Origin of the sequence: Actinomadura bangladeshensis, assembly GCF_004348335.1 — a bacterium.
Classification (GTDB): Bacteria; Actinomycetota; Actinomycetes; order Streptosporangiales; family Streptosporangiaceae; genus Spirillospora; species Spirillospora bangladeshensis.
In genome coordinates, this window is sequence record NZ_SMJW01000053.1 from 1 (window position 1) to 13,256 (window position 13,256).

At 70.8% G+C, this 13,256-nt stretch carries 14 protein-coding genes; 6 read left to right on the plus strand and 8 right to left on the minus strand.

Annotation, left to right across the window (positions count from 1 at the left end; translation table 11 throughout):
- Positions 1 to 645 (minus strand): thiolase family protein (locus E1284_RS13010; protein WP_481726178.1); only part of this gene is annotated, 645 nt, incomplete at its 3' end.
- A gap of 214 nt (positions 646 to 859) precedes the next feature.
- Here E1284_RS13010 and E1284_RS13015 point away from each other — a divergent pair.
- Entirely contained in the window at positions 860 to 2,656 is a 1,797-nt protein-coding gene (locus E1284_RS13015) for an AMP-binding protein (protein ID WP_243714451.1), read from the plus strand.
- Here E1284_RS13015 and E1284_RS13020 read toward each other — a convergent pair.
- A complete protein-coding gene (locus E1284_RS13020) occupies positions 2,583 to 3,809 on the minus strand; it encodes a sensor histidine kinase (RefSeq protein WP_243714452.1) in 1,227 nt (408 codons plus the stop codon). The two genes, E1284_RS13015 and E1284_RS13020, sit on opposite strands and share 74 nt — an antisense overlap.
- Before the next feature lie 11 nt (positions 3,810 to 3,820).
- Positions 3,821 to 4,483 carry a response regulator transcription factor gene (locus tag E1284_RS13025; RefSeq protein WP_131939309.1) on the minus strand — a complete coding sequence of 221 codons (663 nt, stop codon included), beginning with the start codon at positions 4,481 to 4,483 and terminating at the stop codon, positions 3,821 to 3,823.
- Between the two features lie 102 nt (positions 4,484 to 4,585).
- Here E1284_RS13025 and E1284_RS13030 point away from each other — a divergent pair, with 102 nt between their 5' ends.
- Together E1284_RS13030 and E1284_RS13035 are read left to right on the plus strand one after the other, a co-directional pair.
- Positions 4,586 to 4,921 (plus strand): CATRA system-associated protein, encoded by a 336-nt coding sequence (locus E1284_RS13030; RefSeq protein WP_131939310.1) that lies wholly within the window; start codon positions 4,586 to 4,588, stop codon positions 4,919 to 4,921.
- Positions 4,905 to 6,380: a CATRA conflict system CASPASE/TPR repeat-associated protein gene (locus tag E1284_RS13035; RefSeq protein ID WP_131939311.1), complete on the plus strand. Its 1,476-nt coding sequence runs from the start codon at positions 4,905 to 4,907 to the stop codon at positions 6,378 to 6,380. Before E1284_RS13030 ends, E1284_RS13035 begins: the two co-directional genes overlap by 17 nt.
- 34 nt (positions 6,381 to 6,414) lie before the next feature.
- Here E1284_RS13035 and E1284_RS13040 read toward each other — a convergent pair whose 3' ends face one another.
- The 3 genes from E1284_RS13040 to E1284_RS13050 all read right to left on the minus strand — a co-directional run bounded on the left by E1284_RS13040 (position 6,415) and on the right by E1284_RS13050 (position 10,149).
- Entirely contained in the window at positions 6,415 to 8,544 is a 2,130-nt protein-coding gene (locus E1284_RS13040) for a CHAT domain-containing protein (RefSeq protein WP_131939312.1), read from the minus strand.
- A gap of 58 nt (positions 8,545 to 8,602) precedes the next feature.
- Positions 8,603 to 9,439: a hypothetical protein gene (locus tag E1284_RS13045; RefSeq protein ID WP_131939313.1), complete on the minus strand. Its 837-nt coding sequence runs from the start codon at positions 9,437 to 9,439 to the stop codon at positions 8,603 to 8,605.
- Between the two features lie 95 nt (positions 9,440 to 9,534).
- On the minus strand, positions 9,535 to 10,149 hold the full coding sequence (locus E1284_RS13050; protein ID WP_131939314.1) for a TMEM175 family protein: 615 nt from the start codon (positions 10,147 to 10,149) through the stop codon (positions 9,535 to 9,537).
- Positions 10,150 to 10,436: 287 nt separating this feature from the next.
- Here E1284_RS13050 and E1284_RS13055 point away from each other — a divergent pair, with 287 nt between their 5' ends.
- From E1284_RS13055 to E1284_RS13065, 3 genes are all read left to right on the plus strand, one after another.
- On the plus strand, positions 10,437 to 11,321 hold the full coding sequence (locus E1284_RS13055; protein ID WP_131939315.1) for a helix-turn-helix domain-containing protein: 885 nt from the start codon (positions 10,437 to 10,439) through the stop codon (positions 11,319 to 11,321).
- Positions 11,318 to 11,506 (plus strand): DUF397 domain-containing protein, encoded by a 189-nt coding sequence (locus E1284_RS13060; RefSeq protein WP_131939316.1) that lies wholly within the window; start codon positions 11,318 to 11,320, stop codon positions 11,504 to 11,506. Before E1284_RS13055 ends, E1284_RS13060 begins: the two co-directional genes overlap by 4 nt.
- A 284-nt stretch (positions 11,507 to 11,790) precedes the next feature.
- A complete protein-coding gene (locus E1284_RS13065; RefSeq protein WP_131939317.1) occupies positions 11,791 to 11,979 on the plus strand; it encodes a DUF397 domain-containing protein in 189 nt (62 codons plus the stop codon).
- Between the two features lie 112 nt (positions 11,980 to 12,091).
- Here the strand turns inward: E1284_RS13065 and E1284_RS13070 are convergent, their stop codons facing one another.
- Both E1284_RS13070 and E1284_RS13075 read right to left on the minus strand, forming a co-directional pair.
- On the minus strand, positions 12,092 to 12,517 hold the full coding sequence (locus E1284_RS13070; protein WP_207923727.1) for a VOC family protein: 426 nt from the start codon (positions 12,515 to 12,517) through the stop codon (positions 12,092 to 12,094).
- 230 nt (positions 12,518 to 12,747) lie between these two features.
- Positions 12,748 to 13,059 carry a tyrosine-type recombinase/integrase gene (locus E1284_RS13075; protein ID WP_131939319.1) on the minus strand — a complete coding sequence of 104 codons (312 nt, stop codon included), beginning with the start codon at positions 13,057 to 13,059 and terminating at the stop codon, positions 12,748 to 12,750.
- Between the last annotated feature and the right edge of the window lie 197 nt (positions 13,060 to 13,256).

The following is a 13,256-nucleotide window of genomic DNA, read 5'->3' on the forward strand; positions in this document are numbered from 1 at the left end:
CCCATGGCTGCGCCCCGCCACCCCCCGGTCGGCGGAGCGGATCGCGGTCGGCACGAGGTCGGGCTGGATCTTCCCGGCGGCGTAGGCGGCGGCCACCTTCTGCTGGCTGCGCACGGCGTAGGCGTCCGCGCGCTCCTTGGTGATGCCGGGGAACCGGTCGTGCAGGTTCTCCGCGGTCGAGCCCATGACCAGCGCGGACGGGTCGACGAGCCGGTCGGCGAGGAAGCGCGGGTTCGGGTCGACGCCCTCGCCCATCGGGTGCCGTCCCATGTGCTCGACGCCGCCCGCGATGACGACGTCGTAGGAGCCGAACGAGATCCCGGCGCCGGACGTGGTCACCGCGGTCATCGCGCCCGCGCACATCCGGTCGATGGCGTAGCCGGGGACGCTCTTGGGCAGCCCGGCCAGCACGGCGGCGGACCGCCCGATGGTCAGGCCCTGGTCGCCGGTCTGCGTGGTGGCGGCGACGGCGACCTCGTCCACCCGCTCGGGCGGGAGGGACGGGTTCCGGCGCATCAGCTCGCGGATCGCGCGGACGACCAGGTCGTCGGCGCGGGTCTGCGCGTACAGGCCCTTGGGGCCGGCCTTGCCGAACGGCGTGCGGACGCCGTCGACGAACACGACGTCGCGTGCGGTGCGAGGCACGGGATGTCCTCCCTGCGGTGGGCTTTGTGGAGAGGGTGCTCGGTGCGGATCGTCGAGCCTCGTGCCGCCCCTGCCTTTCGACGGCGGCACGAGTGCCCGCGACAGCGATGCTACTCGCTGGTAACCGTCAATGCTACTCGTCAGTAACCACTGACCCGGCGGTGCCCTTGTTCGGGCATTGACCGATGAGTACCGTGGCGAGGGAGGAGGCACGGTGACGCACGCGAGGCCCGCGTACCGGCCGGGGACGCGCCGGCGGATCGGGCATATCCGCGATCTCACCGCGCTCCTGCTGCGCACCGGCCTGCTGTTCGGCGGCGGGCCGCGCCGGCTGCTCCGCCAGGTCGGCACGCTGCGGCGCTGGGGCACCACGCTCGCCGGGCTCGTCGCCTCGTCCGCCGCCCGCTCCCCGTCCTGCCCCGCGCTGATCGACGACGAGGGCGTCCTCACCTTCGCCGAGCTGGACGGGCTGGCCGCCCGCCTCGCCGCCGGGCTGCCCCTGCGGGGCCCCCGCCCGCGCGTCGGCGTGCTGTGCCGCAACCACCGGGGCATGGCCCTGACGCTCGTCGCCTGCTCCCGCCGCGGCGCCGAGGTCGTGCTGCTCAACACCGGGTTCGGGACGGGCCAGATCCGCGCCGTGCTCGGCGAACTGCGCCCCGCCCTCATCGTCGCCGACGCCGAGTTCGCGCCGCTGCTGGCGAACATCCCCATCGCGCTGCGCCGGACCGTGCTGTGGGCCGACCGCCGGCCCCCGGCCGGGATGCCGCTCGCCGCGCCCGTCCCGCTCGCGGCGCTGCCGCCCGCGCCGCTCCCGCGGCCGGACGCGGACGCCGCGCCGCGCCCCGCCGCCGGGACGGGCCCGAGCATCCAGGAGGTCATCGCCTCGGTGCCGGCCGGCGGGGGAGCGGCCGGGCCGCCGCAGATCCAGAGCCGCACCATCATGCTCAGCTCCGGCACCACCGGACGTCCGAAGGGCGCCCGCCGCCCGCCCCGGCCGGGCCTGTGGCCGCTCGCCTCGATGACCTCCCGGATCCCGCTGCGCACCCGGCAGACGATGATCGTCGAGGCGCCGCTGTTCCACACCTGGGGGTACGCCGCGCTGCAGATGGCGTGGGCGCTGCGCGCGCCGGTCGTGCTGCACCGCCGGTTCGACCCCGAGCAGACGCTGCGGGCCGTCACGTCCCACCGCGACGCGACCGTGTTCGCCGTCCCGGTGATGTGCCAGCGGATCCTGGAGCTGCCGCCGGAGGTCCGCGACCGCTACGACACCTCCTCGCTGCGGGTCTTCGCGGTGAGCGGCGCCGCGCTCCCCGGCGACCTCGCCACCCGGTTCATGGACGCGTTCGGCGACCGCCTCTACAACGTCTACGGGTCGACCGAGGCGTCCTGGGTGTCCATCGCCACCCCGCACGACCTGCGGCTCGACCCGCGCACCGCCGGGCGCCCGCCGCGCAACACCGCACTGGCGATCGTGGACGGCGAGGGCCGCAAGGTGGGCCGCTCCACCCGCGGGCAGATCTTCGCGGCGAACGAGCTGCTGTTCGAGGGGTACACCGGCGGCGAGCCGATGGAGGTCCGCGACGGGCTGCTCGCCACCGGCGACCTCGGCCACATCGACCACCGCGGCCTGCTGTTCGTCGAGGGCCGCAGCGACGGGATGGTGGTGTCGGGCGGCGAGAACGTCCTGCCGAAGGACGTGGAGGACGCGCTGCTGCGGCTCCCGGAGGTCCACGAGGCGGCGGTGACCGGCGTCCCCGACGACGAGTGGGGGCAGCGGCTCGCCGCCTACATCGTGCTGCGGCCCGGCGCCCGGCTCGACGCCGACGCCGTCCGCGCGTACGTGCACGCGCAGGTCGCCCGGTACGCGGTGCCGCGCGACGTCCACTTCATCCCCGAGCTGCCCCGCAACGCGACCGGCAAGGTCGTGCACCGCTGGCTCAGCGCGCGCCCGAGCGCTCCGCGGCCGGAAGGGCATGTGGAGTGGCCGCGTCCGCGGGCAGCCGGACTGTGATCGACAGTCCGCCGTCCGGGCGCGGGACGGTCTCGATCGCCCCGCCGTGCGCGCGCACCACCGCCCGGACGATCGACAGGCCGAGCCCGGCGCCGTCCTTGGACCCCGTCCGGTCGGCGCGCAGCCGCCGGAACGGCTCGAAGATGCCGGCGACCTCGTAGGCGGGAACGGGCCGTCCGGTATTGACGACCTGCAGGAACGCCTCACCGCCCTGCTCCCCGGTCCGGACCCAGACCCGGCCGTCCTTCACGTTGTACTTCACGGCGTTCTCCAGCAGGTTCACCGCACACCGCTCCAGCAGGACGGGATCGCCGGCCACCACCGCGGGCGCGAGCCGCGCCTCCACGTCGACCGCCGGATCGTCGAGCTGGTCGAGCGCGCTGCGGACCACGTCCGGCAACGGGGTGGCGGCCCGGGTGCCGAGCTCCCGCTCGGACTTCGCGAGCAGCAGCAGTCCCTCGATGAGCCGCTCGTGCCGGGCCGTGTTGCCGAGCAGGACGTCCGCGAGCGCCTTCGTCTCCGGCGGGCTCTTCCGGCTCGCCAGCGCGACCTCCAGCACCGTGCGGTTGATGGTCAGCGGCGTGCGCAGCTCATGCGAGGCGTTCGCGACGAACCGCCGCTGCGCGTCGAACGCGCGGTTCAGCCGGTCCAGCATCCGGTCGAAGGTGTCGGCGAGGTCCTTGATCTCGTCCTGCGGGCCGTCCAGCGCGATCCGCTCGTGCATGTTGCTCTCCGACAGCCGCCGCGCCGTCGCCGTCATCCGGTGCAGCGGCCGCAGCACCCGCCCGGCGACCAGATACCCGATCACCACCGCGAGGACCCCGACCACCAGCATCGTGACCAGCGAACTCTGCAGCAGCTGCTCCAGCACGTCGTGCTTCTGCTGCTCCATCTGCCGGTCGGCGTCCGCCTTCAACGCCATGAGCTGGTTGACGTCCCCGTCGATGGCCAGCGCCCGCAGCCGCGTGAGCGTCGTCGCGTCCACGCCGGCTCGCGCCGAGAACCGGTTGTCCATCGTCCGGACGGTCAGCAGGTAGGTGACCGCGACCAGCACCGCCGACGTGACCATGAACAGCGACCCGTACACCAGCGTCAGCCGCGTCCGGACGCTGAGCCTCTTCACCGCCGGCCTCTTCACCTCCAGCCTCTTCACCGCCGGCCTCCTCACCGCGCCTCCAACCGGTACCCGGACCCCGTCACCGTCTCGATCACCGGCGGCTGCCCGAGCTTGCGCCGCAGCGTCGCCATCGTGACCCGGACGATGTTGCTGAACGGGTCGATGTTCTCGTCCCACGCCCGCTCCAGCAGCCGCTCGGCGCTCACCACCCCGCCCTCGGCGCGCATGAGCTCCTCCAGCACGGCGAACTCCTTCTTCGTCAGCCGCAGCTCACGCCCGTCCCGGGCCACCTTCCGCCGGTACGGATCGAGCCGGATCCCCCTCCGCTCCAGCACCGGCGGAACGGGCACCCCCGACCTCCTGGCCAGCGCCCGCACCCGCGCGACCAGCTCACTGAACACGAACGGCTTGGGCAGGTAGTCGTCGGCCCCGAGCGACAGCCCGTCCACCCGCTCATCGACATCCGAGGCCGCCGTGAGCATCAGAATCCGCCCGGGACTCCGCCGCCCCACCAACTCCCGGCACACATCGTCCCCGTGCACGGTAGGCAGATCCCGGTCGAGGACGACGACGTCGTACTCGTTGTAGGAGGCGAGCTCCAGAGCATCATCGCCGTCATAGACCACATCAACGGCCATGGCCTCCTCCCGCAGCCCCTCGGCGATGGCGTCCGCAAGCACCCGCTCGTCCTCAACAACAAGAACACGCATGCCGCCGAGCATGCCGCCCAAGAGGTTAAACGCCGATAAGCCGGCCGGCCGCGGAATCGGCTTCACCGGCGGATCCGGACCGTTATCCCTATCATCGTGGCCATGGAGAAGCCTCTGCAGGCCGAAGCCATCGGGATTCTGCGCGAAGTGCTGGAGTGGCGGCTGCCGAGAGTCCGGTGGGAACGGGTGGAGCGGAGGCTGGACGACGTCGCCGGCGCTTTGGCCGAGGGCGATCCGGCTAATCTGCGGAACGCGGTGTACGCATTGGAATTGTCCGGTCCGGACCGCGCCGCCCGGATCGAGGACGTGCTGGTGCTGGCGCCTCCGCCGCCGACCCGGGAGCGCGTGGGCGAACTCGTCCACCGGCTGGAATCCTCAGTGGAAACGCCTCCCGCCCAGGTCGCGTCCGGTCGGGAAGACGATGCTTCTGCAGGCTGAGGCCCTGGTCGCCCACGTCTTCGTCGCGGCCGAGGGGAGCACCGGGGACGAGGACCGGCGGTACCTGCGCGGTGTCTGGCGGGCGTGCGACGAGGTCCTCGGCATGACCGACGGGGTCGCCGGCCTCGACGCGGACCCGCCGGCGGGCTGGGACGGCACGGCGGCGGCGTCCGGGGTGCTGGCGGCCCGGACGCGTCCCGGCAGTGGCGTGCAGCAGGCCATCCTGCGGCGTGAACGCGACGTGTTCTGCCTGTCGGTCATCCTGGAGCCCGACCCGTCTGAGGGCATCGGCTGGGCCGAGCTGGACGCGCGGTGGTCGCGGGCGCTCGCGGCACCGACCCGGGGCACCGTCGGGACGGCGCGGATCTTCGTGGCGCGGCTGGGCGCGGACGCGACGGACCGCGCCCGCGCCGGCGAGCTCGTCGCGGGTGTGCCGGTCGAGGAGGGGGCCGCGGCGCTGTGGCCGGAGCGGGGCATCGCCGTCCCCGAAGGATTCATGGTGTGGGAGGCGTCCGCACCGGACGATCGGCGCGTGGAGCGCAGGCTCGTGGTGATCGCCCGCCGGGACGGCGAGCACGATCTCAGCGACTGGACGTGGATCGGCCCCGGCGCCGTCCTCCCGCCGCTCGCCGGCTACCTGCTGAACGCGGCCAGGCTGCGGTTCGAACTGCGGATCTGGGACGACGGCGAGGGGACGCGGCGGCTCCGCGAGGACACCGACACCGTCGTCGGGCGCCTGCTGGGGACCGTGACGGCGTCCGCCGGGCGCGGCCACGGCGAGGCCGAGCTGATCGACGCGTCGCGGGAACTGGTGTCGCTGCAGACCCGTGCGATGGGGCTCGCCGACCGGACCGCGCGGCTGCGGGAGATGGCCCGGACGGTCGCGATCGCGGCGGCCAACCTGGCCGCGTTCGGCGGCGGCACTCAGCTCGGCGGGCTGTTCGCCGACGACCGCGCGCTGGCGGAATGGTTCGGCCGGAGGCTCGACGACGAGACCGCCTACCTGGACGCGGCGTCGCAGCGCGCCGGGCAGGTCGGCGCGCTCGCCGACCAGCTCCTGCTCCGCGACCGGCAGCGCCGTCAGGAGAGCGTCAACCTCGGGCTCACCGGTGTCGTCGGTGCGGTGCTGATGGTGCTGGCGGCAATCCAGTCACTCGGGTACGACGTCCCGCTGCCGGCGCCGGTCGAACCCGCCGTGGTGACCGCGCTCGGCGCGTTCGCCCTGCTCGCCTCGCTGGTCGTGCTGCGGGTCGTGGTCCCGGACCAGCGGTGGCCGAGGGTCCTCGTGCGGGCCGCGGTCGGTGGTGTGACCGCGTCGCTCGGCTGGGTCGCGGCGTCCGCCGTCGGCGGCGCGGAGGCAGGCCCCGGCTGGGCGGTGCTGAGCGCCGGTGTCGGGTTCGTGGCGGGGGTACTGGGCGTGTCCGTTCCCCGGCGGCTGCGTTCCACAGCCGGACGCTGACGTCCGGTTCGCCGGCCCGTCGGACGACCGCTGCTCACAGCCCCAGATGGAGGAACGACACCCAGGCGCTCGGATGATCGGGCCGCCGCGTGCGTTCTTCGCGGACGGCCTGGTGCAAGGCATGGGCGCTGTCTGCCGCAGCGATGCCGCCGGCATCGGTCAAGTGCGTGTAGACCGACTGGGCGATGCGCGCCGTGGTGCTGTCGGGCACCGATGACAGGGTGCCGATGACGGCCGGATACCCCGCGCACTGCAACGCCGAGGTGAGGGTGATGACCTCGTCGGGCAGCGTCGTGCCGATGGCCGCCGTCACGCAGGCGCCGAGGAAGGCGAACTGGGCCTGCTCATTGCGCAGCCTCGCCAGATCGGAGACCGTCAGGGACCCGTCGCGCAGGACGAGGCCGCTCTCGAACGGGGCGTCCAGGTCCTGGACGCCGTGGCAGTCGAAGTGCGTCCACGTATGGCCGGGCAGCCGCGCCTCCACCGCCTCGCGGGTGGCCTCCGCGCCGGTGAGCACGGTGCGGCGGTCCGCCGGGACGAGTTGCTCGATGAGCGCGCGCGTCCTGGCGGCGCCCGGGAGGCTCACCTGCCCGGGGCCGCGGTCCTCGCCCACGTACAGCAGCCGGGGGACGGGCACGCCGCCGGCCGCCGCGGCGTCGCGCCGCTCCCGCGCGTGGACCAGGATCGGCAGGGCGGGCGCGTACGAGGAGACGACCTGGTCGAGGACGGAGCCTCCGTCCCGGTTCTCGCGCGGTGCGGCGGCGTGGAGCGGGAGCGTGCTCACCGGACCGGTCGCCGACCACCACAGCCGTGGCGGGTCCGCGTCGTCCGCTCCGATTCTCGCGATGCCCTTGTGCTCGATCGCCTCCAGCACCGGGGAGGTGATGACACGCCAGAGCCAGTCGAGTGTCGCGCCGATGACCTGTTCGCGTTCCCGGCCTTCGCCTTCCGCCAGCGCGGTCATGTAGCGACGCGCGCGGGTGCGGGCGTCGTCGTGTTGGAGGTCGGGCAACTCCACCAGGAGCGGTTCGGCGTCGCGGTCGTGCACGACGAGGGCGCCGCAGTGCAGGCGGCTGACGATGACGACGACCACCGGGCCCTCGTCACCGGCCGGCCCGATATCGGTGGCGAAGACGGGCATGGTGAAGGAGCCGTCCGGGATCAACCGCTTCGCATGCTCGGCCAGCCTGCTCCAGTCCCGCCGCAGCTTGGCGTTCGCCCGGCCGTCAAGCCGGGACCACCGGTTCACCAGCGCGAGCCGCTCATCGGTGGACATGCCGCCGTCGTCCTCGAGTGCGAGGGCGACCCGGTCCATCTTCTTGGCCAGCCGGGGCGCGACTTCGCGGAGCCTGCTCCGGTCGCCGCGGGTCTTCAGCAGCTGCGTCCACAGGACGGCGCGGCCGCCTTCGAGCAGTTCCAGGGCACGCGCGGGGCGCCCGGCGGCCATCGCGCACGCCGCGGCGTCGGTCGCGAGCCCGGTGTGGCCGGCGAGCAGCTCCGCGCGCTCCGTGCGGTCGAACCCCCACCACGCGGCCTGCGGCAGCAACTCGACGGCCGTCGACAGGCCGGTCAACCCGGCCGCCGGCCCCGACTCCCGCGCGGCCGAGTAGCCCCACGACGCGGCGGCGGCGAGCCGCAGGTGCGCCGGCGCCGACGTGATCGCGCTCAGCTCGCGTCGCAGCTCCTGCGGGTCGGGCAGCTCTCGTTCGCCGCTCCACCAGCCCGGATGCGCATCGAGGACGCTGATCAGGTTCGCCAGCGCCCGGGCCCGCGCGGGACTGTCGTCCGGCAGTGCCTCGGCCGCGGCCCGCAGGTACTCGATGGAGTCGTCGAGCTCACCGGGCTTCTCCGAATGTCGGTACGCGTCGAACAGGGCGACACCGAGGTTGTTCGCGTACAGGCCCCACCTGCGCCGTTTCCGGTTGATGTGGGAGCTGGCCCTGGCGCGGCCCCACACTGCCGCACTCAGGTCCTCGATCGCGGGCCTCAGCGCGGTCGCCGCTCTGCCTTCGACGAGCCAGCGGGCATGGCGCTTCGTTCCGCGCCGGAACAGCGAGAACGAGCCGCGGCGGAAAGGATGGAACTTCCTCTTGTCCGCGTGGTATTTGCCCAATGAATGCTGCTGATACGGCTGTTCATCCTGGACGACGTATACATATGACATGTGGGGACGCTAGCAGGCGTTCAAGATCACGATAGGTGAAGAGTAAAATGCGCCGGTATTACCGGCGCCAGCAGGTGTACGTCACCGTCGCGCTGCCGCTCGGATTGAACGAGACCGTTCCGGTGCCGCGTCCGCCGATGTAGCACAGCACCGTGGGGCGCACGGTCACCGCGACCGAGGTCGAGTGCCCGGCCTTCAGCGTTCCGCTGCCGCCCGCGCTGACCCGGCCCGCCGTGTCGCGCACGGACGACACCGACCACTTCACGGGGCCACCGACGGCGGTCAGCCGGATGTAGCACCGCGTCGGCAGCCCGGCCGCTCGCACCCCGTGGCAGCCACGGTCGTTGACCGACAGCCGTCCGGGCCCGCTCGGCGCCTTGCGTGACGTCTTCGGCCTGGCGGGCTTCTTCTCGTCCTTCGGCTTCGGCTTGTTCTTCTCGACGCTGTCCTCGGGCGTCGGCGTGGAGGTGGGGGAGGGGGCCGGCGTCGCGGGCGTGACCATCGCGACCGGCGGCGCGGCCGAGGGCTGCGGCTCTGGTTCCGTCGACTCGAACAGCACGAGCATCCCGCCGGTCAGCGCCACGGCCGCCGCCGCGCCCCCGATCACCACCAGCCGCCCCCGCTTCCGCGGCGGCGTCCCACGGCACTGGTCGCGCACCAGCTCGTAGAGCCAGTCCCGGAACGTTCCTGCGTCCGGGACGTCCGCGTCCCGCAGCGCGAGCAGTGCCTCGCGGACGGCCTCGACGGCTCGCTGGTGCTCGCCGATCAGCCCTTCCGCGTATTCGACCAGCTCGGGCCCGTACACGTTGTAGACATGGCCGACCGCCCCCGGCCGCTGCGCCTGGAGCGCCTCGACGAGCCGGAAGTCCTCATTCAACGGCGGCGCACTGGACACGCCGGGATTATGACGCACCGCGCACACGGAGTGATCCACCGTGAGCCCACACTCCGCGCCCCCGTTTTATCAACGGAAGAAGAAGTCGCCGGCGCTCAGATGCCGACGGCTGCCCAGAACCTACTGACCAGCGGCTCCAGGAAAAGGAGCAGCAGCACGAAGTAGGAGGCGCCGGGGGCGGCCGCGACCACGGCAAGCCCCACGGCGAGCAGCAGCACGGTGGAAAGGCTGCCCCGGACCGACTTGATCGGGGGCGGGTTCGATTCCGATGCGACCTCCGCGTCGCGGTACGCGATGAGCGCCACCACGGCCTGGCAGGCGGTCGCCGCGAGGACGTTGCCGATGTAGAACAGCAGGGTGAAGCGGTCGTCCGACGGGTAGGCCCCGACCAACTCCGTGGAGAAGGGCAGGACCACGATCGCCAGCAGCCATCCCGCGTTCCAGGCCATCAGTGCCCGCGTATAGCCCCGGATGTGCTCGAACAACTGATGGTGCGCGAACCACAGCCGCAGGATCACCGCGAAACTGAGCAGAAAACTCCAGATCTGCGCCTGATGCCCGGTAAAGACCTCGCTTGACGGCCCATGCTCCCCGACCACCTCCGGCACCACATCGACCAGCGGCAGCACCAGCAGCGTCACGGCGATGGCCACCACCGCATCGGTGAACAGGACCAGCCGATCCGGCTCCCGTGAGATCACGCGCGACATTCCCGAGATCCTACTCACGCCCCCCACCAGGCCCTCTGCCAAGAGCTGCTGCCGGCCCAAGCGCGCCGAGCGCCGCCACCAGCAGCACCCGTTTACGTAAACAGAACGAACTGTTCTGACGGCGAGCGTTCATATCCGGAACGCCACCGAACCGCACGGGAAGATCTCACCTTTCGTGTTCGGGTAGCGCGTCAATCGATGACACGCTCGGAGATCAAGTGATAACACAGAGTCAACATACTGACTCCCCCGGTCAGTGCCACCCCCGGCGCCCCAGGAGACTCCCGGTGACCAGTCCGTTCGTTCGCCGACGCCGCCTAGCCACCGAACTGCGGACCCTCCGCGAGCAGAGCGGCATGACCGCCGACGAGCTGGCCGGCCGCATCTACCGCTCCCGCATGACGGTCTCCAAACTGGAGAACGCCCGCTGCCGCCCCGACGTCCGCGACATCGTGAAGATCATGAAAATCCTGGGCGTCACCGGCGAGAGGTTCGACGAGATCCTCAAAATCGCCTGTGACGCCTCCGACCGCGGCTGGTGGGACGCCTACGGCGACGCCATGGGCGCCCGCCAGCGCATGTACGCCGACCTCGAATCCGGAGCCGCGACCATCCGCGGCTATAACCAGATGTCGATTCCCGGTCTCGTGCAGACACCGGAGTTCCTTCAGGCGCTCATCGATCTGGACCTTGCGGAGGGAGCAGAGATCAACTACGTACCAGCGCGCACGATTCAGGCTCGTCTTCAACGGCAGGAGACCTTCTTCCGCACCCACGGCCCGGTGGCGGAGATCATCCTAGATGAGTTCGTGCTGAAGCGCCTCGCCGTCCCCGCGGAGACGATGGCGATGCAGCTTCGACACATGGTTGACGTGGTATCTCGTCAGCCTCGCTTCACCCTTCTGGTACTTCCGCTGGACGCACGGCTCTCTCCCGGTCGTCTGCCGCCGTCGACATACATGATCTACACGTTTCCCGACCCTGTCGATCAACCGATGGTCGTTGCGGAGAACGCAAACACGGACCTCATACACACGACCCCCGAAGAGGTGGCAAAATATGAGCGTCTCCACGACCGCCTCCGAGAGGCAACACTCCCGGCGCTCGAGAGTCTTTCGCTTCTTGCGGGCACCGCCGATCGGCTGAGTGAACAGGCAGGACACGACACGTGAAGCAGCAGTACAGCGGCTGGCGTAAGTCCAGCTATAGCAATCCAGACACTGAGTGCGTCGAAGTTGGCCGCTCTCCCCAGGGCACCATCGGCGTACGCGACACCAAGCAGGGCACCGCAGGCCCGACCCTCGACTTCACCTCTCGCGAGTGGGCCACATTCATGCAGGCCATCCGCTCCGCCTAACCCTGGAAGACGACCTCAGCCGAGCCCACCAGGCACGGGCTCGGCCGTGCAGTGATGAGGGCGGGCCGAGTCCATGGCCGCGAAGAGGGAGCCGTGGCGTCGGACGATCTTCTGATCATCTGGCGTACGTACGCCATTGCGCCTCCCATACCAATCCCGAACAAGGCTGCAGAGTATGAACGTCTGCACGACCGTCTTCGGCAGGCCGCACTGCCCGCCTTGGAGAGGCTCTCTCTTCTGACGGACACGGCCGACCGACTGAGCGAATAGGCAGGCCCCGTAACGTGAAGCAGCAGTACAGCGGCTGGCGCAAGTCAACCCGCAGTGTGCCGGATTCCGACTGTGTCGAAGTCGGCCGCTCCCCCCAGGGCACCATCGGCGTACGCGACACCAAGCAGGGCTCCACAGGCCCGACCCTCGACTTCACCCCTCGCCAATGGGCCACCTTCATAGAAGCCATCCGTTCCGCCTAACCCCCAAAAGAGACCTCAGCCGAGTCCGTCAGACAAGGGCTCGGCTGTTTGGTGATGAGGGTGGGCCGAATCCCGCACCGCCTATGGAAGTGGGAGATCCCCTGGGTGGCCTTCAGACGAGTTGCTCGGCGAGTCCCACGATGATGCCCTCAGGGCCGCGCACGTAGCAGAGGCGATAGAGGTTCTCGTACTGCTCCAGCTCACCCACGAGTTCGGCGCCGTGCGTGCGCAGGCGGGCGATAACGTCCTCGATATCGTCAACCGCGAACATGATGCGACGAATGCCCAGCGTGTTCGCCGGTGCGTCCTTCGGCTCAGGTTGGATAGCCCTCGGCCTGTGGAACTTTGCCAGCTCGACCCGTCCGGGACCGTCCGGTATCCGCAGCATGGCGACGTCCTGGCGGACGTCCTCAAGCCCGATTACGCGCTCCGCCCAGTCCCCTTCGAGCGGCCCCTTGCCCTCCAGTTCCATGCCGAGTTCGACGAAGAAGGCGATGACCGCCTCAAGATCGTCGACGACGATGAGCACGTTGTCCATCCGCTGGATCGCCATGCTGCCCCTCCTGGTCCTGCAGCGGCCCCGTCGGCCGCGCATCTACCCCTGAGACGGAGCCGATAGACCGCTCTCGACATCCTCTCCACCCCACTTCAGCACGTAGCGGCTGCCACTCAGAGCCACCACGGCTAATGCGGGTTCCGCCGTGATCTTGCGTCTGCCTGTTCAGCGGGTCGGACGTCCTCAGGGGGAGTCGGTGGAGATGTCCCTCGTCAGGCTGACCTGGACTTCGTCTTTGAAGATGTGTTCATATGCTCGGCGCCCGTGGTGATGACGGGGCGCAGTTCGTGCCGGTAGACGGTCTGCGTGGTGCGGGTATTGGAGTGCCCCACGAGGTCGCTGATCTTCTCTAGGGCTACGCCCTGGTCGCTCATGATGGACACGAACGTGTGCCGCAACTTGCGCGGCACCCACGTGGCGCCGATGCCGGCCGCCTGGGTGATGCGCTGGAACCGGCGTAGGACGTCGTCACTCGTGTAGGGGCGTCCGTCTTCCTGCAGAAGACGAGGTTGTGGCCTTGCCAGAGGTCGCCGGCCTGTAGCTTCTCGACGGCTTGGCGCTTGCGGAGGGCGGTGAGCGCGTCAACGACGATGTCCGCCACGGCGATGGCGTCCTGGCCTATGCGGGACCCTTCCTCGCCGAGGACATGGGCATAATCCGCGTGCTCGAACAACGGGCACGACGGCACGTGTGTGGCCGAGCGCGGGAGCGACGAGGGAGT

What these genes read in the sequence shown, in the direction of transcription:
- E1284_RS13050 (WP_131939314.1), bottom strand. Translation starts at nt 10,149, where the DNA reads ATGTCGCGCGTGATCTCACGGGAGCCGGATCGGCTGGTCCTGTTCACC.
- E1284_RS13040 (WP_131939312.1), bottom strand. Translation starts at nt 8,544, where the DNA reads ATGTCATATGTATACGTCGTCCAGGATGAACAGCCGTATCAGCAGCAT.
- E1284_RS13030 (WP_131939310.1), top strand. Translation starts at nt 4,586, where the DNA reads ATGGAGAAGCCTCTGCAGGCCGAAGCCATCGGGATTCTGCGCGAAGTG.
- E1284_RS13070 (WP_207923727.1), bottom strand. Translation starts at nt 12,517, where the DNA reads ATGGACAACGTGCTCATCGTCGTCGACGATCTTGAGGCGGTCATCGCC.
- E1284_RS13035 (WP_131939311.1), top strand. Translation starts at nt 4,905, where the DNA reads ATGCTTCTGCAGGCTGAGGCCCTGGTCGCCCACGTCTTCGTCGCGGCC.
- E1284_RS13025 (WP_131939309.1), bottom strand. Translation starts at nt 4,483, where the DNA reads ATGCGTGTTCTTGTTGTTGAGGACGAGCGGGTGCTTGCGGACGCCATC.